Consider the following 23,814-nt stretch of genomic DNA (forward strand, 5'->3'; position numbering starts at 1 on the left):
TGCTAACCCATTTGTTCCCAGGCCCGGCCCCTTCGCGGGCCAGCCCGCTCCCACAGGCACTGTACAGCGCTTTAGGTTCACGGGGTCGATGAGGGAGCTGGCTTGCCTGCGAATGGGCCGCGAAGCGGCCCCCGTCAGCCTTGACGCAGGTGCAGCTCCTGGCGCAGATCGCTCAGGTAGGGGAAGGCCGCGCGCCCCTGCACCACCCGCTCATGCTCAAGTTCGGCCAACAACAGGCATTCATCGTGCCCGGCCATCGCCAGCAGGCTGCCGTCCGGGCCGATGATGCTGCTTTGCCCGCAATACTGGATCTGCCCCTCTGCCCCGCAGTAGTTGGCATACACCAGATAACACTGGTTCTCCTGCGCCCGCGCCCGCACGGTCACCTGGCAGGTGAAATCGTAGGGCGCCATGTTCGCCGTTGGCACCAGAATCAGCTCGGCACCGTTCAGTGCCAGGCGCCGGGCGTTCTCCGGGAACTCGATGTCGTAGCAGATCAGCAGGCCGACCTTCCAGCCCTCCAGCTGTACCACTGGGAAGTGATCCGGGCCGGGGCTGAACATCGAACGGTCCAGTTCGCCGAACAAGTGGGTCTTGCGGTAGTTGCTCAGGCTGCGCCCATGCGCGTCGATCAACTGCACGCTGTTGTAGATCGCCCCGTCCTCGCCGCGCTCCGGGTAGCCATAGACAATGGCGATGCGGTGCGCCTGGGCGATTTCCACCACCGCCATGGCCGCCGGACCATCGGCCGCCTCGGCCAGGTGCTCCACCTGAGCCAGGCCGATGTTGTAGCCGCTGAGGAACATTTCCGGGCACACCAGCAACTGCGCGCCACGTTCAACTGCCAGCTGCGCCTGCTGGCGTAGCCGTTGCAGGTTGCCGGGTACATCCAGCGGCTGGGGATGGCCCTGGAACAGAGCGATGCGCATGTTGCCTCCTGCGTGTCAGTCGGCCAGGGCGATCGGGCCGATTTCGTCGAACACGTCGCCAGGGCCTGGGTTGTCGGGGTGGGTACGGCCACCGAAGTGGTTCATGATACCCCACACCGCATTCAGCGAAGTTTGCACCGCGCCCTCGACCCAGGCAGGTGTCCACGACACGTCGTCCCCGGCGATGAACATGCCGCGCTGTTCGGCGGGCATGTCCTGCTGCATGAAGTGCGCGTACATGCGCTGGTTGTAGCGGTAGTGGCCCGGCAATGCACCCTTGAAGGCGCCGAGAAAGTACGGGTCGGCTTCCCAGGACACGGTGATCGGGTCGCCGATGATGTGCCCGGCAATGTCGGTTTTCGGGTAGATCTTCTTCAGCGCATCCAGGGCCAGTTGCACGCGCTTTTCCACCGGGTGCGGCAGCATCTTCAGCGCATCGCTCATCCACGCGTAGGACAGGCAGATGACCCCCGGTTTGTGGTCACCGTTATCGAACAGGTATGTGCCGCGGGTGAGGCGGTCGGTGAGGGTCATGCTCATCAGGTCGCGGCCGGTTTGCGGGTCTTTGTCCTTCCAGAACGGCCGGTCGACCATGACGAAGGTCTTCGAGGACTGCATGTAGCGGGTCCGGTCCAGGGCCATCCACATTTTTTGCGAGAACAGCGATTCCTCGCAGTCGATCTGCGTGGTCAGCAGCCAGGTCTGGCAGGTGGTGAGCACGGCACTGTAGTGGCGGGTGTCCCCCCAGTTGTCGGTAACCGCCAGGCGCCCGTCGGCTGCGCGGGCGATACGTTTTACACCGGTACGCGGCGCGCCGCCGTGCAGTGCGCTAAGGCTGGTGCCCTGTGGCCAGTGCACGCAGCGCTCCGGTACATGGCGCCAGATACCTTGTGGCACCTGCTCAACGCCGCCGACTACCAGGTGCTGATGGTCGTCGCAGTTGGTCATGACCACGCGGAAAATTTCCAGCATCGAGTTGGGGAAGTCCGAGTCCCACCCGCCCGTGCCGAAGCCCACCTGGCCGAACACCTCGCGGTGCTGGAAGCTCAGCTTGGCGAACGAGCGCGAGGTGGCGACGAAGTCATAGAAGGTGCGGTCGTCCCACAGCGGTACCAGCTTGTTCCACAGTTCCTTCAGGCGGGTGACATCACGGTCGCGGATGGCTTGCTGAATGTCGGAGAACTGGGCACCGCTTTCCAGCGCATCGGCCCAGGCGTCGGCCACTTCATGGAACAGTTGCGGCAGGTCGGCGGCCTTCTCGGCGTAGTAGGTCTGGCCCTCCAGGTCGATCACCGTACTGCCCGACGCCGGGGTCAGCGGGTTGGGGAACGGCTTGGTTTCCAGGCCTAGCTTGTCCACATAGTGGTAAAAGGCAGTGGACGACACCGGGAAGCGCATGCCGCCGAGTTCGGCAACGATCCCGTCGGTGCCGTTGAAGGCTTGCGAGCGCAGGCGGCCGCCAAGCTTGGAGGCCTCGTAGACCACCGGCTTGAGGCCCAGCTTCATCAGTTCGTACGCCGCCACCAGGCCGGCGATGCCCGCACCTACGATGGCCACCTCTTCACCGTGGCGTTCAGCCGGGATACTGCCAAGGCCTGCCGGGTGTTCAAGCCAGTCGTCGAAAGCGAAGGGAAAGTCCGGGCCAAAGATGGTGATCGGCTTCTTGCCGTCGGCGGGGTGGCGGTTTTTCTTGTTCATGAAGTGACCTTGCCAGAGGGGCTGCGCGGGGAGCAGAGCCTGAGTATAGGAGATGCCTGGTGGTCATTTTAGGGACAGCGGGGTTCGTAATTAAGATGCAGAGTGTTGTCTTAATGTCGTTTTCTGAGTCGAAATCTATTTTAAAAAATACATTATGACGAACACTTGCCCGTTGTAGGAGCGGCCTTGTGTCGCGAAAGGGCCGCAAAGCGGCCCCAGCAACATCTGCTCTATGCACAAATCCTGGGGGCGCTTCGCCCCCCTTTCGCGACACAAGGCCGCTCCTACAACGGGCTGTGTAGCACTTGCGATCTGGGTGATCAGATACGTCCTACATCCATGACTTGAGATAAAGAATTACCCTACACCCGCTATAGCCCCGGTCTGGCTGCGCGGAAAATGTCTCAGGGTTAACTTCACCGGGTCGCCGTTCTAAGGGCGACTGGGTGTGAGAACCCATCATTCAACTTCGCACCAAGGCTTGTGTCATGGCAGCCGTGCGCGGGCAGGCTTTGGCCTGGCCGGATTTCCAAGTTGGCCGGTTCTCACCCCGTGCATGGCTGCCACCTATTTCCCGTGAGAAGGAGTCGGTAGGCAGTTTCCTCAAGGCTCAATTTGGGAATTGCATCATGAAACAGACGGATTCTGACCGACCCGAAAAACTCAAACCCACCGCCGAAAAGCCCTTCTGCAACTGCGAAGCCAGCCACCCGCCGCTCTTCGCCATCCGCCCCGGCATCGACGCCGCCGACGCCTTGGTCCACGCCTGCCTGCTAGCCCGTGGCCTCAACCAGATTGCCTCTGACTACGCGCAACACCACGCCCCAGAGCGCAGCCGTGACATTGTCTGGTCGATGCAGCATTCTGCCGAAAGCCTGTCGGCCATCCTCGATGGCCTGCTCGACGGTCAGGAAGCCTGACCGCCAGGCCCGCTCACAGCGGCTGACCGCGGTCCACCTTGCTGCTGAGGATGATCGACGTGGTGGTTTTCTCCACCCCGTCGACACTGCCGATCTGGTCAAGCAACTGGTCCAGTTGCTCGGGTGAGTCCGTGCGCAGCCAAGCCACGTAGTCGAATTCGCCGCTTACCGCGCACAACTGCTGCACTTGCCCCATGGCACTCAAACGCCGCACCACGTCCTTGCCGGAGCGCGGTTGCACCTTGATCCCCACATACGCTTGCAGCCCGCCACCGATCACGCTTTGGCCAAGGCGCACGCCATAACCGGCAATGACCTTGGTCTTCTCCAGCCGCTCCAGGCGCGAGTTGACCGTGGTACGGGCGATACCTAGCTGGCGAGCGAGGTTAGCCACGCTTTCACGGGCGTTGATCTGCAGCAGGGCGATCAGCTGGCGATCGATTTCATCCAGGGTGATAAGGCGGGCATCCGACATGGCGAGTCTCTACGGTTGGCCCGCTAGCCTAGCCAGCCAATGCCAATCAGGGCAAGGCCAGCCGCTGCCGACGCGGTCCTTGCAGGAGCGGCCTTGTGTCGCGAAGGGGTGCATAGCGCCCCTAGGATTTGTGCATCAAGCAGATAAGGCGGGGGCCAGAGCACGCTCCGAAGCATATTGCCCGGAATGAAAAAGCCGCGCATTCGCGCGGCTTTTCAGTAGCTGGTGGGCCCACACGGACTCGAACCGTGGACCAAAGGATTATGAGTCCTCTGCTCTAACCGACTGAGCTATAGGCCCTCAGTAAGTGGCCGGATTATAACGAGGGTTTCGCACCTGTGCCATCTGAAAGATCCGATAGTGCTATGCGAAGGAACGAAGCAGCGAATTCCTCTGGCGGCAGTGGCAGGCTGACGATGTAGCCCTGGATCTGCTCGCAGCCTTCCGCTGCCAGGAAACGCTGCTGCGCCTGGTTTTCCACCCCTTCGGCAATGATGGTCAATTGCATGCTGCGGCCCAGCGCGATGATCGCCCGGGCGATGGCTGCATCGTGGGGGTCGTCAGGCAGGCCGCGGATGAACGATTTGTCGATCTTGAGGATATCCAGCGGCAGGCGCTTGAGGTAACTCAGCGATGAATAGCCCGTGCCGAAGTCGTCAATTGCCAACTGCACGCCCAGTTTCTTCAGCTGGTGAAGCACGACCAAGGCTTCTTCGGCCTGGCTCATGATGAAGTTCTCGGTAATTTCCAACTGCAGGTCGCCAGCCTTCAGGCCGTAGGTCTTGAGTAATTGCTCGATGCGTTTGGCCAGGCCGTGATGGCGCAACTGGGCCCCAGCCAGGTTGATCGAAAGCGGGCCGAACGCTTCATAGTCCCGCTTCCAGCGATGCATCTGCCGGCAGGCCTGCTCCAGTACCCAGTCACCCAACTGCAGGATGGTGCCGTTCTCTTCGGCCAGGTGGATGAAGTGCTCAGGCGGCACTTCACCGAAGGTCGGGTGGCTCCAGCGGATCAGTGCTTCGGCGCCGACCAGGCTCTGGGTCTTGAGGCTGAGCTTGGGCTGGAAGCACAGGCTCATTTCATTGCGCTCCACGGCGCGGCGCAGTTCATGCTCCAGGGCAATGCGTTCGCTGGCCTGGGCGGTGAGGTCGCGGGTGTAGGCTTCGACGCGGTTGCGGCCCTTGGCCTTGGAGCGGTACATGGCGGCATCGGCGTTGCGGATCAGCGTGGCGACGTCGCTGCCGTCTTGTGGATACAGGCTGATGCCAATGCTGGCGCTGGTGAAGAATTCGTGTTCGCCAGCCTGGAACGGTGCGTTGAAGCAAGCCAGCAATTTGTTGGCGATGGAGCTGGCGTCGCTGGGCTTGTGCAGGCCGGGCAGCAGGATGATGAACTCGTCGCCACCCAGGCGGGCCACGGTGTCGACGTCACGTACCTGCTCTTTCAGGCGCTGGGCGATGCCTTTTAGCAGCAGGTCGCCGACCGGGTGGCCGAGGCTGTCGTTGATGTGCTTGAAGCGGTCAAGGTCAAGGAACAGCACCGCACCCTGGCGGTTGGACACCTGCGCACAGGCCAGTGCAGCCTGTAGGCGGTTCTCGAACAGGGCGCGGTTGGGCAGGCCGGTCAGTGGGTCGTGGTGGGCCTGGTAGTCGAGCTTGGCCTGGGCATGCTTGAGGCTGGAAATATCAGCGAACACAGCGACGAAATGAGTGATTTCGCGCTCGGTGTTGCGCACGGCGCTGATGGTCAGCCAGCTGGGGTAAAGCTCCCCGCTCTTGCGTTTGTTGAAGATCTCGCCTTGCCAGTGGCCTTCAGCGGTCAACTGGTGCCACATGGCGGCGTAGAAGGCACTGTCGTGCTGGCCGGAGGCGAGCAGGCGTGGCGTTTGGCCGAGGGCTTCGATTTCGCTGTAGCCGGTGATTTCGCTGAACGCACGGTTGACCGCACTGATGCGCTGGTCGATGTCGGTAATCAGTACGCCCTCGGCAGTGTTCTCGAATACCGTGGCGGCCAGTTGCAGTTTTTCTTGCATGAGGTGGCGTTCGGTGATGTCGCGGGCAATGGTCAGCATGCAGTCGATCCCAGCAATCGGCAGTGGCCTTGCTGAGAGTTCGCACAAGCGAATTTGCCCGTCGCTGCGGCGAATGTGGCAGGTGAAATCACGCACGAAGCCGTCGCGGTTCAACTGGTCGACCAGGCGTTTGCGCTCGTTGAGGTCGACCCAGATACCAAGGTCCAGCGACGTCTGGTCGATGGTCGGGTTCAGATCGTAGCCGGTCAGGCGGCAGAAGCCTTCGTTCACCTCCAGCAGCAAGCCGTCACTCTGGCGCGACAGCAGCAGCCCGTCGGGTGAGGCATGGAAGGCCTTGGCGAATTTTTCTTCAGAGGTTTGCAGCTGCTGCTGGGTTTCCTTGAGCTGGCTGATGTCGCGTACCGCGACCACCAAGGCGGGGGTGCCGTCGAGCTCGAAGGTTTCCGCTGAGGTCAGGCCGGTAAACAATTGGCCATTGCTGCGGCGGAAGGTCATTTCCAGGTTGCGGATACCGCCTTGGTGCAGGCGTTCCAGCACCCGTGGTCCGCTGCCTTCTACGCCCCACAGGTTGAGCTCGGTAGCGGTACGGCCGATCACCTGGTCCGGGGCCAGGCCGATCTGTTCCTCGAACGCCTCGTTCACCTCCAGCAGGCAGCCATCGCTGTGGCGGGCGATAAGCAGGATGTCGGGGCATTGCTGGAACACCGAGGCGAATTTTTGCTCGGACAACCGCAGGGCGTCCTCGGTGCGCTTGGTTTCGCTGATGTCGATCATCAGGCCGCGCATCACGGGGTGGTGGCCATGTTCGATCATGCTGACGATGTTGCGTACCCAAAGCGCTTGGCCGTCGGCGCGGATGACTCGGTAGTCGAGGCTGTGGTCGCGCCCAGCGGCGGTTTCGCTGTCACAGTAGGCCTGGGCCCAGAGGGCATCTTCCGGATGCAGTATGCTGCGCCAGAAGCCCGGTTTCAGCCAGTCGGTCAGCGGGTAGCCGAGCAGGCCCTCGGCGTGGGGTGACACATAGCTATAGGTATAGTCATTGGCGTCGGCTTCCCAGGCAATGGCTGAAAGGCTTTCGACCAGCCCACGGTAGTGGTATTCACTGCTGCGCAGCTCCTGCTCCAGGGCAATGCGGCGGGAAATTTCCGAGCTGAGCCGGCGGTTGATGCGGATGACAATGGCCAGTACGCCCATCAGGAACAGCACGGTTGGCAGGCCGTACACCAGCAAGTCGGACCAGAACATCCGCTGGTCGACCACATTGCCCACCCAGCGCTGCTGGATCTCGCTGATTTCGCCGCTGCTCATGTCGGCCATCACTTTGTCGAGAATGCCGACCAGTACTGGATTGTTGCGCGGCACGGCCATGGCCAGTTGATAGCGATAGGGCGTTTCACCGCTGACATACAGGCCATCAAGCTTCAGCTGGCGCAGGCTCCAGATACTCGATGCCAAGTCCCCGACCACAGCATCCACCTGGTCGGTGGCCAAGGCCTGTAGTGCCGAGCTGACGTTAGGCAGTGCCACCAGGTTGAGGTCTGGGTGGTGGGTGCGCAGCAACTCATGTGGCGCATAATTTTCGACCACGGCAATTTTCAGCCCATACAGGTCTTGCAGGTTGTGCGGTTGAGCGCCGCCCTTGTGGGCGAGGATCACGATGGGAAAGTCCAGGTATGGCCGGGTGAAGGACAGGTAGGCCTGGCGTTCTGGGGTCGACATGATGCCGGGCAGCAAGTCGATACGGTTTTCGCGTGCCTGTGCCAATACCTCGGTCCAGTTACTGGGCTCGACCGGTTTCATTGTCACGCCCAGGCGTTGCTGGATCTTGGTGATGTAATCGGCGGCCAATCCCTGGTAGCGGCCCTCCTGGTCGCGGAACTCGAACGGCGGCCAGGAGGCATCTACGCCCAGTCTCAGCTGCGGGTGGGCAGCCAGCCAGGCTTGCTCCTCGTCTGTCAGGGTAAGGGCGCCGGCCGTTGTGTTCCAGGCAATCAGGATCAGCAACAGGATGGCCGGCTTCAGGGGCATGACGGCCTCGCTTTCAGGTGGTCTGAAGTCGAGTGTAGACGGGCATTGCTGCTGGTGTGCGGAAGAACAAGAGGCCTTTTGTCAGATACAACAGTGCCTTGCGCCAATGCCGGGGCGGCGTGGTGTATGGCACCGGGCTTTGCCGGTGTTCGCGGTTGAAGCCGCACCCACAGGGGATCGCACATGCCTCGTGTCAGCTGTGGCTCAGAAGGCAGAAAAGAAAAACCCCGGCCTGGGCCGGGGTTTGTTCATCACTCGTCGAGGAAGGAGCGCAGGTGCTCGCTGCGCGTCGGGTGGCGCAATTTGCGCAACGCCTTGGCTTCGATCTGACGGATCCGCTCACGGGTCACGTCAAACTGCTTGCCTACCTCTTCGAGGGTATGGTCGGTGTTCATGTCGATACCGAAACGCATGCGCAGCACCTTGGCTTCGCGTGCGGTCAGGCCCGAGAGCACGTCACGGGTAGCTTCTTTCAGGCTTTCGACCGTGGCTACGTCGATCGGGGACTGCATGGTCGAGTCCTCGATGAAGTCGCCCAGGTGCGAGTCTTCGTCGTCACCGATCGGGGTTTCCATGGAAATCGGCTCTTTGGCGATTTTCAACACCTTGCGGATCTTGTCCTCAGGCATTTCCATGCGCTCACCCAGCTCTTCCGGGGTCGGTTCGCGACCCATTTCCTGCAGCATCTGCCGGGAAATACGGTTGAGCTTGTTGATCGTCTCGATCATGTGCACTGGAATACGAATGGTGCGAGCCTGGTCAGCGATCGAACGGGTGATTGCCTGACGAATCCACCAGGTGGCGTAGGTCGAGAACTTGTAACCACGACGGTATTCGAACTTGTCTACCGCCTTCATCAAGCCGATGTTGCCTTCCTGGATCAGGTCGAGGAACTGCAGGCCACGGTTGGTGTACTTCTTGGCGATGGAGATAACCAGACGCAGGTTTGCCTCGACCATTTCTTTCTTGGCGCGGCGGGCCTTGGCTTCACCGATCGACATGCGACGGTTGATTTCCTTGATCTCGGCAACGGTCAGGCCGGTTTCGGTCTCAAGGTCGATCAGCTTTTGCTGGCAAGCAACGATGGCGGCGTCCTTTTCACCCAGGGCGGCTGCCCATTTGGTGTTGCGCTTGGCCAGGTCACCGCTCCAGGTCTGGTCGGTTTCGTTGCTGGGGAACAGGCGCAGGAAGTCGGCGCGCGGCATGCGGGCGTCACGCACGCACAGTTGCATGATGGCGCGTTCTTGCTGGCGCAGACGGCTCAGGGCGTCACGAACACGCTCGACCAGTACCTCGAACTGCTTCGGTACCAGTTTGATCGGCATGAACAGGTCAGCCAGGGCCTGCAGGGCCTCGATGCTTTCCTTGTGACTGCGACCGTGTTTCTTCAGAACCTTGTTGGTGACCTGAAGCTGGTCGTTGACCGCACCGAAACGCTGGGCGGCGACAACGGGGTCGGGACCGCTTTCGGTCTCTTCTTCGTCGTCACTGCCTTCGCTTTCTTCGTCTTCGTCGTCCGACTCTTCCTTGGCCGCTGGGGCCTTGGCGCCGATGACTGGCACTTCGTCGGTGGGCGCTGCGATATTGTCATCAGGGTCGATGTAACCGCTGAGCACATCGGACAGGCGGCCACCTTCGGCGGTGACACGGTCATATTCGCCGAGAATGTAATCGACAGTGCCCGGGAAGTGGGCGATGGCGCCCATGACTTCACGAATGCCTTCCTCGATACGCTTGGCGATTTCGATCTCGCCTTCGCGGGTCAGCAGCTCGACTGTACCCATTTCGCGCATGTACATGCGCACCGGGTCGGTCGTGCGGCCGATATCGGTTTCAACTGCCGCCAACGCAGCAGCGGCTTCTTCGGCCGCGGCTTCGTCGGTGTCGGCTTCCGCCAACAGAAGGGCATCCGCATCCGGAGCACTCTCGAATACGTTGATCCCCATGTCGTTGATCATGCGGATGATGTCTTCCACCTGTTCCGGATCTGAAATATCCTCAGGCAGGTGGTCGTTGACCTCCGCGTAAGTCAGGTAGCCCTGCTCACGACCGCGGGTGATCAACTCTTTGATACGAGACTGCTGTTGCGCTTTTCCGGACATAACACCCTATCCACTGAAGGTCTTGGCGGGCAAAAAACAAGCCGAGGATTATACCCGAGCATGGGCCTCACGCGCCAGATGAGGTCGGCGTTTGTGCGGGAACATTCCGGCTCAGCAAGGCGAGGAGCTGGGTTTTTTCCTCGCTGGTCAATTCGCTTTGACGTGATTTCCTGAGCAGTTGTTCCAGGCTGCGCTCGCGTTGGCGGGCGGACAAGCTAGTAATGGTGTCGAAAAACTGTTGTTCAAGGTTGTCGGCCACGATCAGCCATTCCTTTTCTGCCAAGGCTCGCAGCAGGCGGCCCTGTTCGGTGCCATGCCAGCGAGCAATCAGCTGCATTGAGCTTAGCCCAGGATTTTTCTGTGCGGCTTCGATCAATGCCACCAGCAGCTGGCTGTACAGGTGCTCTTCGTCGGCAAAGTGGCTGGCATCTTCCACCTTGCCCGCCAGCAGCGGGTGGTGCAGCAGGGTGCGCAGGGCCGCCAGGGTAGGTGGCTCGACCGGCGCCGGCACCCGTGGCGGCGCTTCGTTGCGCTGCCAGTTTTTCCCGCCCTTGCGGTTCTTGTCCCATGGCTTGTCGCCCCACGGCTTCTTGGCGCCGCCCTTGTTGGGCTTCCAGGCCTGCTCCTGCTGGAACGGCGCCGGCTCGAACTGTGGCATGTCGCCGAAGTCGGGGGTGTAGCTGGCCATGGCGTCGTAATCGTAGCCAGGGTCGTAGTCCGGCATGCTGCTGGGCGCGGGTGCCTGCTGGGCCAGTTGCTCGACCTGTTGAGGGTCGAGGCCGGTGATTTCTTTCAGGCGGTTGCGCATCAGCTGGCGCAGGTTGGCGCCGGGAATCTTTTCGATCAACGGTACGGCCAGGGTCGCCATGTGGGCCTTGCCTTCCAGCGAGCGCGGGTCGGCTTCGACGCCCAGTTGCTCGAAGAAGTAGTCGGCCAGCGGCTGGGCGTGCTGGTTGATGCGGGCCATGAAGGCGTCGGTGCCTTCGGCGCGTACCAGGCTGTCTGGGTCTTCGCCTTCAGGCAGGAACAGGAAGCGCGCCCGGCGGCCGTCCTGCAGGTTGGGCAACGCCGATTCCAGCGCGCGCCATGCCGCTTTGCGCCCGGCCTGGTCGCCGTCGAAGCAGAACAGCACGCTGGGCACCACGCGGAACAGGCGCTTGAGGTGTTCTTCGCTGGTGGCCGTGCCAAGGGTGGCCACGGCATTGCGCAAGCCTTGCTGAGCAAGGGCGATGACATCCATGTAGCCCTCGACAACGATGATTTCGTCGAGGTTGCGGTTGTGCTTGCGCGCCTCGTACAACCCGTACAGTTCCTGGCCCTTGTGGAATACCGGGGTTTCCGGGGAGTTCAGGTACTTGGGTTTGTCGTCGCCGAGCACCCGGCCACCAAAGGCGATGATGCGCCCGCGGCTGTCACGGATCGGGAACATTACCCGGTCGCGGAAGCGATCGTAGCGCTTGCCGCTTTCGGCGTTCTCGATCAGCAGGCCGGCATCGATCATCACCTTCTGCTGCAGGGTATCGGCGCCCAGGTGCTTGAGCAGGTTGTCCCAGCCGGGCGGGGCGAAGCCCAGGCAGAAGTCGCGGGCAATTTCCCCGGACAGGCCACGGCCTTTGAGGTAGTCCACCGCTGCCTTGCGGGTCGGGTGGCTACGCAACGCCTGGCGGTAGAACTCGGAGGCTGCATCCAGCAGCGGGTACAGCGGCGAATCGGTGGGCTGGCGTGGCTTGTTGTCACGGCGGCCTTGTTCGCGGGGTACTTCCATGCCGGCGGCGCGGGCCAGCTCCTCGACGGCCTGGGGGAAATCCAGGTTGTCGTGGTCCATGACAAAGCCCAGGGCGTTGCCACCGGCGCCGCAGCCGAAGCAGTAGTAGAACTGCTTGTCGGGGCTGACCGTAAAGGAAGGGGTTTTTTCCTTGTGGAACGGGCAGCAGGCGGAGTAGTTCTTGCCGGTTTTTTTCAGCTGGACGCGCGAACTCACCACGTCGACGATGTCGAGGCGGTTGATCAGGTCGTCAATGAAGCTCTGGGGAATCAGCCCGGCCATGGCAGTCTCGTCATCTGGCAACTGGCAAGTCTAATCGCTCGCGCGCCGAATGGGGCGGGTGCCGCTTGATATGGTGCGAGGAAATGTGTGCTCGCCGCCGGCCACTAGGGGCCCGTCAGTCTGACGTGCACGTCTGGTCATGGAACAGCGAAGACCAGCTCTGACGTTTCAGGCAGGTTGCCCGTATGCAGTTCGCGTGAAGCTTGTGCGGGGCCTTGGGCTGGCTGCCCAAGTGTAAAACGACCACTGCCATCGCCCGGCGTTAGCCGGGCAGGGCAGAAGCTTTGCGTTGAACGCCTGTATTAGTACAGACGAACGGCGCGGCGCTGTTCGCGCTGAACTTTCTTGGCGTGACGCTTAACAGCAGCAGCTGCTTTGCGCTTACGCTCTGCGGTCGGCTTCTCGTAAAACTCGCGGCTACGAACTTCAGCCAGTACACCGGCTTTTTCGCAGGAGCGCTTGAAACGACGCAGAGCTACGTCGAAGGGTTCGTTCTCTTTAACTTTGACGGCTGGCATCCAGGGCTACCTTAATTCATTACCGGGGTAGACGTGCTCCTGGCAAAACAAAGGTGTGCTGGAGAACGTCGGTTTTCAAGGGTTGCGGATGTTAACCCTTAGCAAGCCGGAATGCAAAGCCTCTGATCGAAAACCGCTGGTCGGCACTCGGCACGGGGACTATCATGCGCGGCTTCGAATTCAGCCCCCACAAGGGACGAGCCCATGCTAGTACTGGGATTGGAAACATCCTGCGACGAAACTGGCGTCGCATTATACGACAGCGAACGCGGTTTGTTGGCCGACGCGCTGTTCAGCCAGATCGACCTGCACCGCGTGTTTGGCGGTGTGGTGCCCGAGCTTGCCTCGCGTGACCACGTCAAGCGCATGCTGCCCCTCATCCGCCAGGTGCTGGACGAGGCGGGCTGTGTCGCCACCGAGATCGACGCCATCGCGTATACCGCCGGCCCCGGCCTGGTCGGGGCCTTGCTGGTGGGGGCGTCGTGCGCCCAGGCGCTGGCATTTGCCTGGGACATTCCGGCAATTGGCGTACACCACATGGAAGGCCACCTGCTGGCGCCCATGCTGGAGGAAAACCCGCCCGAGTTTCCGTTCGTCGCTTTGTTGGTGTCCGGTGGCCATACCCAGTTGGTTCGGGTGGATGGCATCGGCCAATACGAGTTGCTGGGCGAGAGCCTGGACGATGCCGCTGGCGAGGCCTTCGACAAGACCGCCAAGCTGATTGGCCTGAATTACCCGGGTGGCCCGGAAATCGCGCGCCTGGCCGAGCAGGGCGTGCCGGGGCGCTTTGTGTTCCCCAGGCCGATGACCGATCGTCCTGGGCTGGAATTCAGCTTCAGTGGCCTGAAGACGTTCGCCCTGAACACCTGGCAGCAGTGCAAGAATGCTGGCGACGACGGCGAGCAAACCCGTTGCGACGTGTCTCTGGCATTCCAGCAGGCGGTGGTAGAGACTTTGACCATCAAGTGCAAGCGGGCCCTCAAGCAGACTGGCCTCAAGCGCCTGGTCATCGCCGGGGGCGTAAGTGCCAACAAGGCCCTGCGCGCCTCGCTGGAAGAGATGCTGGCCGGCATGAAGGGCAACGTGTATTACGCGCGGCCGCAGTTCTGCACCGACAACGGCGCGATGATCGCCTATGCCGGCTGCCAGCGGCTGCTGGCTGGGCAGCAGCAGGGCCTGGGGATCAGCGTGCAGGCACGCTGGCCGATGGAGCAATTGCCACCGCTGTAACGGCCGCTGCAAGGTTCAGAAGTGGCGTTCGCGCCCGGCAAACAAATCGCGCAGGTTGCTGCGGTGGCTCCAGACGATCAGGGCGGTGAGCACGGTGATCGGCAGCAGGGCTTCCGGCTCGCGCCAGGCCAGCAATGGCAAGGTCAGCGGGGTGGCGATCAGCGCGGCCAGCGAGCTGGTACGGGTGAGGTAGAAAATCAGCAGCCAGGCGCCAACCGCCAGCAGCGCGGCGGGGAAATACAGGCCAATGAGCATGCCGGCAGCCGTCGCCACGCCCTTGCCACCCTGGAAGCGGAAGTACACTGGAAACAGGTGGCCCAGTACTGCATACACGCCTACCCAGGCCTGCTCTTGCAGGTCCAGCCCGGCGAGGCGGGCGAGCAATACTGGCAACAGGCCCTTGCACAGGTCGCCAAGCAGGGTCAGGATCGCCATTTTACGGCCTGCCAGGCGTAGCATGTTGGTAGCGCCGGCATTGCCTGACCCACTGGAACGCGGGTCCGGGCTGCCCGAGAGGCGGCTGAGGACAATGGCGAAGGACAGCGAGCCGAGCAGGTAGGCGAGCAACGCCAGTAACCAAAACATGCTAACTATTCCGGGCGAGGACGCCCTGATTCTAACGGCGCCAGTCGCCCTTGTCGTGCTGTGGAGAAAAGTGCTTGGACAGAGTGTTTATCGAAGGCCTGGAAGTCGATACCGTTATCGGTGCCTATGACTGGGAGCGGGATATTCGCCAGTGCTTGCGCCTGGACTTGAGCTTTGCCTGGGACAACCGCCCTGCGGCGGCAGGCGACGACCTGAACCTGGCCCTGGATTACGCCAGCGTTTCGGCGCGTATCCAGGCATTCGCCGAGCAGGCCCGTTTCGAGCTGGTGGAAACCTTTGCCGAGCGTCTGGTGGCTGCCTTGATGGAAGAGTTCCACATCCCGTGGGTGCGGCTGAAGCTGACCAAGCCTGGCGCGGTGCCGGCGGCCCGTGGCGGTGTTGGCGTGGAGATCGAGCGCGGATGTCTCTGAGCACGGTTTACCTGGGCCTTGGCAGCAATGTCGACCGTGAGGGGCATTTGTGTGCCGGGCTCGATGCGTTGGCCGCGATACTCACCGACATGCGCTGTTCTCCGGCTTTTGAAAGCCAGGCGGTGGGGATCAAGAGCGGGCCGTTCATCAATTTCGTGGTCAGCGGGCAAACCGCGTTGCCGTTGATCGAACTGGACCGCCGGCTGAAGTTCATCGAGGCCGACAATGGCCGTTATGCGCCTGACCGCAAAGGGTTGCCGCTGGATATCGACGTGCTGATGTATGACGACCTGCATGGCAACTTCGATGGGCTGGTACTGCCCCGGGCCGAGATCTTGAAGAACGCCTTCGTGTTGTGGCCGCTGTCGCTGCTGGCGCCGGAACTGGTGCATCCGGGGGCGGGCAAGACCATGGCGCAGTTGTGGCAGGACGCGCAGATCGACCAGGTGCTGGCCCCGGTGGCCTTTGAGTGGCGTGGGTTGCAGTTGACGCCGGCGTAAGCTTGTTCCTGCCTTTTCGCGGCTGCCCGCGAACACCGGCGGAGCCGGTGTCAGACACCGCGTAGCCTGCTTCGCGGGCATGCCCGCTCCCACAGGTGAATCGCGTAGGCTCTGCAAATTTTGAGAAAGACAGTGGCTCCTGCAAGTACGGCGGCAACTCCAAGCAGCGCAGGCCCCTGTGGGAGCGGCTTTAGCCGCGAAAGGGCCGGTAGCACTAGCAGTGCCGGTAAGCCTCAAGCGCTTTCAGCCGCTGCGCTTTGAGCGCTTCGCCCAGTGCCTGGCCAGTCAGCCCTGCCTGCACAAGCGGCTTCACATCCACCGCCCGCGCCGCTGCCGCAGCGCCACGCAAGTACTCGCCCTGTGGATAACCCGCTTTGCCATTCCCCAGTGCGGCCATCTCGCAGGCAGCCAGGAAATCCTCAAACCGCTGCGGGCGCCGGTACACATCGAACTTCTGCAACAGCGCCAGCAGCGACATGGCACGCAGCTGCAGCGCCTGATCAGCCTGCACCAGGCACTCCCCCGTCAGCAGGGCCAGCTCCTGGCATTCCCGCGGCGCCTTGAGGCGCTGGTTGACGGTTTTGATCGAAGCGGGGGGCAGCTGGTGCAGCAGGCAGGCCCAGCGCACGTGCAGGGGCTGTTCATGCGCAGCTGCTTGTTCTAGCGCAGCCAGGGCTTGGGGGGCGCTATCAAGCTCAGGCAACAGTTCCCGGAGTGCGGCGCACGCATGCAGTACCTGGAAGAACACCTGCGGCTGGGCTTCCATCAGCGCGCGCTCGATTTCCTTCCAGCTGCGCTCGGCAGTCAAGGCCTGCAATTCGCCCGAGGCACTGATCTGGCGCATCAGCTCCAAGGTTTCATCGGCGACCCGAAAGCCCAAGGGGGCATAACGCGCAGCAAAGCGCGCCACCCGCAGCACACGCAGGGGGTCTTCAGCGAACGCTGGGGAAACGTGGCGTAACAGGCGTTGGTCCAGATCCCGCGCGCCATGGTAAGGGTCATGAACCTGCCCGGCCTCATCTTCGGCCATGGCATTGATGGTCAGGTCGCGGCGGATCAGGTCTTCTTCCAGGGTCACGTCAGGGCTGGCATGGAAGGTGAAGCCACCGTAGCCGCGCCCGCTTTTGCGTTCGGTACGGGCCAAGGCGTATTCCTCGCCGGTTGTCGGGTGCAGGAATACCGGGAAGTCGGCGCCGACCGGGCGGTAACCCTTGGCCAGCATTTCCTCGACGCTGGCACCGACGACCAGCCAGTCGATATCGCTGACCGGTCGGCCGAGCAGGCGGTCACGTACGGCACCGCCAACCTTGTAAATGTGCATGAGCAACTCTCCATAACTGCCGACAGCATAACCCGTCGGCAGTCATGGCGTGGCTTCAGAGATGGTGAATCACAGCCAGGTCCATGCGGCCGTATTCACCGCCCTCGCCGTGGTCGCCGCGTGGCGGCATGTGGTGGGTCTTGACCACCTGGTCGCCTTGCACGGTCTCCAGGTGGATATCGAAGCCCCACAGCCGATGCAGGTGCTTGAGCACTTCTTCGGTCGAGTCGCCGAGCGGTTTTCGGTTGTGCTGCTGGTGACGCAGGGTGAGGGAGCGGTCCCCACGGCGGTCGACACTCCAGATCTGCACGTTCGGCTCACGGTTGCCCAGGTTGTACTGGGCTGCCAGTTGCTCGCGAATAAGCCGGTAGCCCGACTCGTCGTGAATGGCCGGCACCAGCAGATCGTCCCGCTGGTCATCATCGAGAATGCTGAACAGCTTGAGGTCGCGCATTACCTTGGGTGACAGGTATTGCAGGATGAAACTCTCGTCCTTGAAGCTGCTCATGGCGAACTTGATGGTTGAAAGCCAATCACTGCCGGCAATGTCGGGGAACCAGTGGCGATCCTCTTCGGTTGGGTTCTCGCACATGCGGCGGATGTCGGTGTACATCGCAAAGCCCAGCGCGTAAGGGTTGATGCCGCTGTAGTAGGGGCTGTCGAAACCAGGCTGGAACACCACACTGGTGTGCGACTGCAGGAACTCCATCATGAAGCCTTCGGTGATCAGCCCCTCGTCGTACAAATCGTTCATCAGGGTGTAGTGCCAGAAGGTTGCCCAGCCTTCGTTCATCACCTGGGTCTGGCGCTGCGGGTAGAAATACTGGGCTATCTTGCGCACGATGCGCACCACTTCGCGTTGCCAGGGTTCCAGCAGCGGGGCGTTCTTTTCGATGAAATACAGGATGTTTTCCTGCGGTTCGGCGGGGAAGCGCCCTTCATCTCGGTCATTGCCCTTGTCGGCGCTTTTCGGGATGGTGCGCCACAGGTCGTTGATCTGCCGCTGCAGGTGCTCCTCGCGCTCCTGTTGCCGGCGCCGCTCCTCTTCGGCGGAAATAGGGTAGGGCCGCTTGTAGCGGTCTACGCCATAGTTCATCAAGGCATGGCAGGAGTCGATCAGGTCTTCCACGGCGTCGATGCCGTGACGTTCCTCGCACTGCGCGATGTACTGCTTGGCGAACACCAGGTAGTCGATGATCGAGCTGGCATCCGTCCAGGTGCGGAACAGGTAGTTGCCTTTGAAGAAGCTGTTATGCCCATAGCAGGCATGGGCGATCACCAGTGCCTGCATGCACATGGTGTTTTCTTCCATCAGGTATGCGATGCAGGGGTCGGAGTTGATCACGATCTCGTAGGCCAGGCCCATCTGGCCACGGCTATAGGACTTTTCCGTGCTGAGGAACTGCTTGCCGTAGGACCAGTGGTGATAGCCCAGCGGCATGCCGACGGAAGCGTAGGCGTCCATCATCTGCTCGGCCGTGATCACCTCGATCTGGTTGGGGTATGTGTCCAGGGCGTAGCGTTCGGCCAGGCGGCTGATTTCCCGGTCGTAGGTCTGGATCAGTTCGAACGTCCATTCGGACCCGGTGGAAATGGGTTGGCGTCTCTGTGCTCTGGCGGTCATGTGGCTAACCTGCGCTGGAAGAGTTCACGGAAGACCGGGTAGATGTCGCCGGCCGATACCAGCTGCTGTTGGGCAAACGTGTCGGGGAAGGCCTCGCCGATGCGTTCGTATTCGTACCACAGCGCCTGGTGCTCACGGGGGGTGATTTCGACGTAAGTGTAGTACTGCACGTGCGGCATGATCTGCTTGGCCAGGATATCGCGGCAGATTGGCGAGTCGTCGTTCCAGTTGTCGCCGTCGGACGCCTGGGCAGCATAGATGTTCCAGTCACTGGCCGGATAGCGTTCAGCCATGATCTCCTGCATCAGCTTGAGTGCGCTGGAAACGATGGTGCCCCCGGTTTCCCGAGAGTAGAAAAATTCTTCCTCGTCCACTTCGCGGGCACTGGTGTGGTGGCGAATGAACACAACTTCGATGCGGTCATAATTACGCTTGAGGAACAGATACAGCAGGATGAAGAAGCGCTTGGCGATGTCTTTGGTCGCCTGGGTCATCGAACCGGACACGTCCATCAGGCAGAACATCACCGCCTTTGAACTGGGGTTCGGTTGCTTGACCAGCAGGTTGTACTTGAGGTCGAAGGTATCGAGAAACGGCAGGCGGTTGATGCGTGCCTTGAGGCGTTCGATTTCCTGTTCGACTTCCTGGATGTCGGTGAAGTTGTCCGGTTCCTCTACGCGCAGGCGCGCCAGCTCCTTCTGTGCTTCGCGCAGCAGGGCACGGCTGCTGCCGGTCAGGGCGATACGCCGGGCGTGGGCCGAGCGCAGGGTGCGCACGATGTTGATGCGCGACGGGTTGCCTTCGTTGGCGATACCGGCGCGCACAGTCTTGAACGTGTCGGCACCGGTCAGGTGGCGTTTGACCAGGTTGGGCAATTCGAGGTCTTCGAACATGAATTCGAGGAACTCTTCCTGGGTGATCTGGAAGACGAACTCGTCCATGCCTTCGCCGGAGTTGCCGGCCTTGCCACGGCCGCCGCCCCCCCCGCCCCCGCCTTGCGGCCTGGGTATGTGTTCACCGGCGGTGAACTCCTTGTTGCCGGGGTGCACGATGGTCTGTTTGCCCCCGCGGCCATGGTGCAGCACCGGTTCGTCGATATCACGCCCGGGAATGCTGATCTGTTCGCCGTGTTCCATGTCCATGATGGAGCGGCGGCTTACCGCCTCTTCGACGGCCTTCTTGATGTGTTCGCGGTACCGCCGCAGGAAGCGCTGGCGGTTGACCGTGCTCTTGTTCTTGCCGTTCAGGCGGCGGTCGATAACGTAGCTCATGGTCCCTCCGGTAGCTGGAGCAGCTGCAAGCCACAAGCCCATAGACTCCAAGCGGTAAGCTTCAAGCTGCAAGTAAAAGCAGCCATCGCTGCCGCAGATGCTGGCGCCTGGCGTGCGCCGGCGCCAGCCAGCTTTTGGCGTGCAGCTTGTAGCTTGGCACTAGGCGGCTTGCCGCTTTATTGCGATTTCCTGACCCGCAGGTACCACTCCGACAGCAGGCGCACCTGCTTGTCGGTATAACCACGCTCCACCATTCGGGTGACGAAGTCGTTGTGTTTCTTCTGGTCCTCTTTGCTGGCTTTGGCATTGAAGCTGATGACCGGCAGCAGGTCTTCGGTGTTGGAGAACATTTTCTTCTCGATCACCACCCGCAGTTTTTCGTAGCTCAACCAGCTTGGGTTCTTGCCATTGTTGTTGGCGCGTGCGCGCAGTACGAAGTTGACGATCTCGTTGCGGAAGTCTTTCGGGTTGCTGATGCCTGCCGGCTTCTCGATTTTCTCCAGCTCTTCGTTGAGCGCGATGCGGTTGAGGATCTCGCCGGTTTCCGGGTCGCGGTATTCCTGGTCCTGGATCCAGAAGTCGGCGTACAGCACGTAGCGGTCGAAGATGTTCTGACCGTATTCGCTGTAGGACTCCAGGTACGCTGTCTGGATTTCCTTGCCGATGAACTCGATATAACGCGGCGCCAGGTACTCCTTCAGGTAACGCAGGTAGCGCTCGCGCACTTCGGCAGGGAACTGCTCCTGTTCGATCTGCTGCTCCAGCACATACAACAGGTGCACGGGGTTGGCGGCAATTTCGTGTGGGTCGAAGTTGAACACCTTGGACAGGATCTTGAAGGCAAAGCGGGTAGACAGGCCATTCATGCCTTCGTCGACGCCGGCCGAGTCGCGGTATTCCTGGATCGACTTGGCCTTCGGATCGGTGTCCTTGAGGTTTTCACCGTCGTACACGCGCATTTTTGAATAGATATTGGAGTTTTCAGGCTCTTTGAGCCGCGACAGCACCGTGAATTGCGCCAGCATCTTCAGTGTGTCCGGTGCGCAATGGGCCTTGGACAGCGAACTGTTGACCAGCAATTTGTCGTAGATCTTGATTTCGTCGCTGACGCGCAGGCAGTACGGCACCTTGACGATGTAGATCCGGTCAATGAACGCTTCGTTGTTCTTGTTGTTACGGAAGGTGTGCCACTCCGATTCGTTGGAGTGCGCCAGCAGGATGCCCGTGTACGGTATGGCGCCAAGGCCTTCGGTACTGTTGTAGTTACCTTCCTGGGTGGCGGTGAGCAAGGGGTGCAGGACCTTGATCGGCGCCTTGAACATTTCCACGAATTCCATCAGGCCCTGGTTGGCCCGGCACAGAGCCCCCGAGTAGCTGTAGGCGTCGGCGTCGTTCTGTGGGTATTCCTCGAGCTTGCGGATGTCGACCTTACCCACCAGGGCAGAGATGTCCTGGTTGTTTTCGTCGCCCGGTTCGGTCTTGGCGATGGCGATCTGGTTGAGGATGGAAGGGTAGAGCTTGACCACTTTGAATTTGGAAATATCGCCGCCGAACTCCTGCAGCCGCTTGGTTGCCCAGGGCGACATGATGGTGTTGAGGTAGCGCCGCGGGATGCCGAACTCTTCCTCGAGAATGGCCCCGTCTTCGGTGGCGTTGAACAGGCCCAATGGCGATTCGAACACCGGTGAGCCCTTGATGGCGTAGAACGGTACCCGCTCCATCAGCTGCTTGAGTTTTTCCGCCAGCGACGATTTACCGCCACCTACCGGGCCCAGCAGATAGAGGATCTGTTTCTTTTCCTCCAGGCCTTGGGCGGCGTGGCGGAAGTAGGACACGATCTGGTCGATGCACTCTTCCATGCCATGGAAGTCGGCAAAGGCCGGATAGCGGCGGATCACCTTGTTGGAAAAAATGCGCGACAGCCTGGAGTTGGTAGAGGTGTCGATCAGCTCTGGCTCACCGATGGCCAGCAACAGGCGTTCGGCCGCCGATGCGTAGGCACTGCGATCCTCTTTGCACAGCTCGAGGTACTCCTGCAGCGAGAGTTCTTCCTGGCGCGTTGACTCGAAACGTTGTTGGAAGTGGCTAAAAATACTCATGACGTCACCTCGCTCGATACGTGGAGACGACGCCGGATCAGTCAGCTGATGCTGGCAAGCAACCGGGTTCGCCAGTTGCTGTATACCCCCCAGAACACCCTGTTACGCTACCGATGACCCGCACGCCGGTGTACCGGCTCTCCCCTTTTTTGGATGGCCTGAGCTTAAGCGTAGTTGGTTATCTGCAAGGTCAAGGGGCGAGGAGCGTAGAAGTTACGAACGACCGTTCGTCAGATAAGCCGCAAGCCCGCACGGGGCGCGGGCTGCACTGAAAATGAAAAAATTTACTCGGCGCCGCCCTGGGCGGTTTCATCCGGGTAGGTGGCGCGCCACAATTCAAAGCCACCATCGACGCTGTACACGTCGGAAAAGCCCTGGTTGACCAGATAGGCGGCGGCACTTTGGCTGGAGTTGCCGTGGTAGCACACCACCAGGGTCGGGGCATCGAGGTCGGCGTTGCGAATGAACTCGGCCACCGAATGGTTATCCAGATGCTGGGCGCCAGTGATGTGGCCTGCAGCAAAGGCCTGCGGGTCGCGAATGTCGACGACTACCGCACCTTGCGCGCGCAGGGCCAGTGCCTGTTCGGGAGGGATGCGCTTGAATTCGCTCATGGGTACGGCTCTCTTCAGGGGTGATCGTTCAGTGTAGTGGGTTGTGCCGGTTGGCGGACGGTGCCGTCGGCGGCGCAATCGCAGCGGTGGTATTCGCCGCTGTCGAGGTTGTACAGGGTCATGGCGCCGCCCCACACGCAGCCGGTGTCCAGGGCGATGACGTCAGGCTGATCGACGCGCCCTTCAAGGGCGGCCCAGTGGCCGAAGATGATCTTCACGTGCCGCGAGCGGCGGTCCTTGTGGGCAAACCAGGGTTTGTAGCCTTTGGGCGCGGTGCCCAGGCCTTCCTTGCTTTTGAGGTCGAGTTTGCCTTCTGCGGTGCAGAAGCGCATGCGCGTGAAGTAGTTGGTGATGACCCGCAGGCGCTCGATACCGGTGAGGTTCTTGCTCCACTTGTTCGGCTCGTTGCCGTACATGCCATCCAGATACAGCTTCAGGCGAGTGTCATCGCGCAGCACCTGCTCCACCTCGTCTGCCAGCTTCAGGGCTTGCCCGAGCGTCCACTGCGGCGGGATGCCGGCATGAACCATGGCAACGCCCCGCGCCTCATCGTAGTGCAGCAGCTTTTGCTGGCGCAGCCAGTCGAACAACTTGTCCGCATCTGGCGCTTCGATGATCTCGCGCAAGGTGTCGCTTTTCTTCAGGCGCTCGACGTTGTGCCAGGCCGCCAGCAGGTGCAGGTCGTGGTTACCCAGCACGCAAACTAGGGACTGGCGCATCGCGTACAGAAAACGCAGCGTTTGCAGCGACTCGGGGCCGCGGTTGACCAGGTCGCCCACCAGCCACAGGCGGTCCACGGCGGGATCGAAGCGTACCCGTTCGAGCAGGCATTTGAGCGGCTGCAGGCAGCCCTGCAGGTCGCCGACGGCGTAAGTGGCCATTAGTGCAGGGCCCCGGGCACCGCCAGGCGAAACGGGGCGATTTCGGCATCGAAACGTTTACCGTCTTCGGCAAACATCTGGTAGCTGCCCTGCATGGTGCCTACGCGGGTGCTGATGACAGCCCCGCTGCTGTAGGTGTGGCTCTGGCCCGGCTCGATATTGGGCTGCTGGCCGACCACCCCGGCGCCGCGCACTTCTTCGACCTTGCCGTCACCGTTGGTGATCAGCCAGTGGCGCGACAGCAGTTTGGCTTTCAGCGAGCCGTTGTTCTGCACAGTGATGGTGTAGGCGAAAGCGAAACGACTGTTTTCCGGGTCGGATTGCTCTTTGAGGTAGCGGGTCACGACGCTGACGTCGATTTGATAGCGGGGGTCGGACATGCAAGGGCCTTGGGCGAACTGACGCAATAATGCAGTCTAGGCCATTGGCGGGGGGGAGGGCCAGCGGTGGAAGGGCTGGGGGATTTGTGTTGTCTGTGCTGGCCTCTTCGCGGGCAAGCCCGCTCCCAC

19 protein-coding genes and 1 tRNA gene are annotated in these 23,814 nt (G+C 61.4%); 4 read left to right on the plus strand and 16 right to left on the minus strand.

Annotated elements, in window-relative coordinates:
• Positions 1-134: 134 nt before the first annotated feature.
• Both GEV39_RS01830 and GEV39_RS01835 read right to left on the minus strand, forming a co-directional pair.
• Positions 135-929 carry a carbon-nitrogen hydrolase family protein gene (locus GEV39_RS01830; RefSeq protein WP_173887401.1) on the minus strand — a complete coding sequence of 265 codons (795 nt, stop codon included), beginning with the start codon at positions 927-929 and terminating at the stop codon, positions 135-137.
• 15 nt (positions 930-944) lie between these two features.
• Entirely contained in the window at positions 945-2,627 is a 1,683-nt protein-coding gene (locus tag GEV39_RS01835) for a flavin monoamine oxidase family protein (RefSeq protein ID WP_029887890.1), read from the minus strand.
• 629 nt (positions 2,628-3,256) lie between these two features.
• Between GEV39_RS01835 and GEV39_RS01840 the strand changes: the two genes are divergently transcribed.
• Positions 3,257-3,547, plus strand: a complete 291-nt coding sequence (locus GEV39_RS01840; RefSeq protein WP_033690402.1) for a hypothetical protein — start codon at positions 3,257-3,259, stop codon at positions 3,545-3,547.
• A gap of 13 nt (positions 3,548-3,560) precedes the next feature.
• On the opposite strand, the gene GEV39_RS01845 is transcribed toward GEV39_RS01840, so the two are convergent.
• From GEV39_RS01845 to rpsU, 6 genes are all read right to left on the minus strand, one after another.
• A complete protein-coding gene (locus tag GEV39_RS01845) occupies positions 3,561-4,022 on the minus strand; it encodes an Lrp/AsnC family transcriptional regulator (RefSeq protein WP_029887892.1) in 462 nt (153 codons plus the stop codon).
• 223 nt (positions 4,023-4,245) lie between these two features.
• Positions 4,246-4,322 (minus strand) — tRNA-Ile (locus tag GEV39_RS01850).
• A gap of 16 nt (positions 4,323-4,338) precedes the next feature.
• Positions 4,339-8,082: a bifunctional diguanylate cyclase/phosphodiesterase gene (locus tag GEV39_RS01855; RefSeq protein WP_173887402.1), complete on the minus strand. Its 3,744-nt coding sequence runs from the start codon at positions 8,080-8,082 to the stop codon at positions 4,339-4,341.
• Between the two features lie 251 nt (positions 8,083-8,333).
• The gene (rpoD, locus tag GEV39_RS01860; RefSeq protein WP_173887403.1) at positions 8,334-10,184 is read right to left on the minus strand and encodes an RNA polymerase sigma factor RpoD; all 1,851 of its coding nucleotides are present in this window, start codon (positions 10,182-10,184) and stop codon (positions 8,334-8,336) included.
• Positions 10,185-10,251: 67 nt separating this feature from the next.
• The gene (gene dnaG / locus GEV39_RS01865) at positions 10,252-12,231 is read right to left on the minus strand and encodes a DNA primase (RefSeq protein ID WP_173887404.1); all 1,980 of its coding nucleotides are present in this window, start codon (positions 12,229-12,231) and stop codon (positions 10,252-10,254) included.
• A gap of 302 nt (positions 12,232-12,533) precedes the next feature.
• Positions 12,534-12,749 (minus strand): 30S ribosomal protein S21, encoded by a 216-nt coding sequence (gene rpsU, locus GEV39_RS01870; RefSeq protein WP_003255575.1) that lies wholly within the window; start codon positions 12,747-12,749, stop codon positions 12,534-12,536.
• A gap of 204 nt (positions 12,750-12,953) precedes the next feature.
• Between rpsU and tsaD the strand changes: the two genes are divergently transcribed.
• Positions 12,954-13,979: a tRNA (adenosine(37)-N6)-threonylcarbamoyltransferase complex transferase subunit TsaD gene (tsaD, locus tag GEV39_RS01875; protein ID WP_009682801.1), complete on the plus strand. Its 1,026-nt coding sequence runs from the start codon at positions 12,954-12,956 to the stop codon at positions 13,977-13,979.
• Positions 13,980-13,994: 15 nt separating this feature from the next.
• Here tsaD and plsY read toward each other — a convergent pair whose 3' ends face one another.
• Positions 13,995-14,564 carry a glycerol-3-phosphate 1-O-acyltransferase PlsY gene (gene plsY / locus GEV39_RS01880; protein ID WP_173887405.1) on the minus strand — a complete coding sequence of 190 codons (570 nt, stop codon included), beginning with the start codon at positions 14,562-14,564 and terminating at the stop codon, positions 13,995-13,997.
• 74 nt (positions 14,565-14,638) lie between these two features.
• Between plsY and folB the strand changes: the two genes are divergently transcribed.
• Both folB and folK read left to right on the plus strand, forming a co-directional pair.
• Positions 14,639-14,995 (plus strand): dihydroneopterin aldolase, encoded by a 357-nt coding sequence (gene folB, locus GEV39_RS01885; protein WP_009682799.1) that lies wholly within the window; start codon positions 14,639-14,641, stop codon positions 14,993-14,995.
• The gene (folK, locus tag GEV39_RS01890) at positions 14,986-15,495 is read left to right on the plus strand and encodes a 2-amino-4-hydroxy-6-hydroxymethyldihydropteridine diphosphokinase (protein WP_173887406.1); all 510 of its coding nucleotides are present in this window, start codon (positions 14,986-14,988) and stop codon (positions 15,493-15,495) included. The genes folB and folK overlap by 10 nt, the downstream gene beginning before the upstream one ends.
• A 214-nt stretch (positions 15,496-15,709) precedes the next feature.
• Here the strand turns inward: folK and GEV39_RS01895 are convergent, their stop codons facing one another.
• The 7 genes from GEV39_RS01895 to apaG form a co-directional block, all read right to left on the minus strand.
• Entirely contained in the window at positions 15,710-16,816 is a 1,107-nt protein-coding gene (locus GEV39_RS01895) for a tRNA nucleotidyltransferase/poly(A) polymerase-related protein (protein ID WP_173887407.1), read from the minus strand.
• 55 nt (positions 16,817-16,871) lie between these two features.
• Positions 16,872-18,440, minus strand: coding sequence for a SpoVR family protein (locus GEV39_RS01900; RefSeq protein ID WP_173887408.1), 1,569 nt, complete (start codon positions 18,438-18,440; stop codon positions 16,872-16,874).
• Positions 18,437-19,711: a YeaH/YhbH family protein gene (locus GEV39_RS01905; RefSeq protein ID WP_173887409.1), complete on the minus strand. Its 1,275-nt coding sequence runs from the start codon at positions 19,709-19,711 to the stop codon at positions 18,437-18,439. The genes GEV39_RS01900 and GEV39_RS01905 overlap by 4 nt, the downstream gene beginning before the upstream one ends.
• A gap of 176 nt (positions 19,712-19,887) precedes the next feature.
• Positions 19,888-21,810 carry a PrkA family serine protein kinase gene (locus GEV39_RS01910; RefSeq protein ID WP_173887410.1) on the minus strand — a complete coding sequence of 641 codons (1,923 nt, stop codon included), beginning with the start codon at positions 21,808-21,810 and terminating at the stop codon, positions 19,888-19,890.
• Positions 21,811-22,094: 284 nt separating this feature from the next.
• Positions 22,095-22,424 carry a thiosulfate sulfurtransferase GlpE gene (gene glpE / locus GEV39_RS01915; RefSeq protein ID WP_173887411.1) on the minus strand — a complete coding sequence of 110 codons (330 nt, stop codon included), beginning with the start codon at positions 22,422-22,424 and terminating at the stop codon, positions 22,095-22,097.
• A gap of 14 nt (positions 22,425-22,438) precedes the next feature.
• Positions 22,439-23,305 carry a symmetrical bis(5'-nucleosyl)-tetraphosphatase gene (locus tag GEV39_RS01920; RefSeq protein WP_173887412.1) on the minus strand — a complete coding sequence of 289 codons (867 nt, stop codon included), beginning with the start codon at positions 23,303-23,305 and terminating at the stop codon, positions 22,439-22,441.
• A complete protein-coding gene (gene apaG, locus GEV39_RS01925; protein WP_029885942.1) occupies positions 23,305-23,685 on the minus strand; it encodes a Co2+/Mg2+ efflux facilitator ApaG/CorD in 381 nt (126 codons plus the stop codon). The genes GEV39_RS01920 and apaG overlap by 1 nt, the downstream gene beginning before the upstream one ends.
• Positions 23,686-23,814 lie beyond the last annotated feature (129 nt).

The sequence above is a fragment of the Pseudomonas sp. NY5710 genome (genome assembly GCF_013305665.1).
Classification (GTDB): Bacteria; Pseudomonadota; Gammaproteobacteria; order Pseudomonadales; family Pseudomonadaceae; genus Aquipseudomonas; species Aquipseudomonas juntendi.

Coding starts and splice junctions, on each gene's coding strand:
- GEV39_RS01855 (WP_173887402.1), bottom strand. CDS start 8,082: ATGCCCCTGAAGCCGGCCATCCTGTTGCTGATCCTGATTGCCTGGAAC.
- GEV39_RS01895 (WP_173887407.1), bottom strand. CDS start 16,816: ATGCACATTTACAAGGTTGGCGGTGCCGTACGTGACCGCCTGCTCGGC.
- GEV39_RS01920 (WP_173887412.1), bottom strand. CDS start 23,305: ATGGCCACTTACGCCGTCGGCGACCTGCAGGGCTGCCTGCAGCCGCTC.
- plsY (WP_173887405.1), bottom strand. CDS start 14,564: ATGTTTTGGTTACTGGCGTTGCTCGCCTACCTGCTCGGCTCGCTGTCC.
- tsaD (WP_009682801.1), top strand. CDS start 12,954: ATGCTAGTACTGGGATTGGAAACATCCTGCGACGAAACTGGCGTCGCA.
- GEV39_RS01845 (WP_029887892.1), bottom strand. CDS start 4,022: ATGTCGGATGCCCGCCTTATCACCCTGGATGAAATCGATCGCCAGCTG.
- glpE (WP_173887411.1), bottom strand. CDS start 22,424: ATGAGCGAATTCAAGCGCATCCCTCCCGAACAGGCACTGGCCCTGCGC.
- GEV39_RS01910 (WP_173887410.1), bottom strand. CDS start 21,810: ATGAGTATTTTTAGCCACTTCCAACAACGTTTCGAGTCAACGCGCCAG.
- apaG (WP_029885942.1), bottom strand. CDS start 23,685: ATGTCCGACCCCCGCTATCAAATCGACGTCAGCGTCGTGACCCGCTAC.
- GEV39_RS01840 (WP_033690402.1), top strand. CDS start 3,257: ATGAAACAGACGGATTCTGACCGACCCGAAAAACTCAAACCCACCGCC.
- GEV39_RS01905 (WP_173887409.1), bottom strand. CDS start 19,711: ATGAGCTACGTTATCGACCGCCGCCTGAACGGCAAGAACAAGAGCACG.
- GEV39_RS01835 (WP_029887890.1), bottom strand. CDS start 2,627: ATGAACAAGAAAAACCGCCACCCCGCCGACGGCAAGAAGCCGATCACC.
- dnaG (WP_173887404.1), bottom strand. CDS start 12,231: ATGGCCGGGCTGATTCCCCAGAGCTTCATTGACGACCTGATCAACCGC.
- GEV39_RS01830 (WP_173887401.1), bottom strand. CDS start 929: ATGCGCATCGCTCTGTTCCAGGGCCATCCCCAGCCGCTGGATGTACCC.
- rpoD (WP_173887403.1), bottom strand. CDS start 10,184: ATGTCCGGAAAAGCGCAACAGCAGTCTCGTATCAAAGAGTTGATCACC.
- GEV39_RS01900 (WP_173887408.1), bottom strand. CDS start 18,440: ATGACCGCCAGAGCACAGAGACGCCAACCCATTTCCACCGGGTCCGAA.
- rpsU (WP_003255575.1), bottom strand. CDS start 12,749: ATGCCAGCCGTCAAAGTTAAAGAGAACGAACCCTTCGACGTAGCTCTG.
- folK (WP_173887406.1), top strand. CDS start 14,986: ATGTCTCTGAGCACGGTTTACCTGGGCCTTGGCAGCAATGTCGACCGT.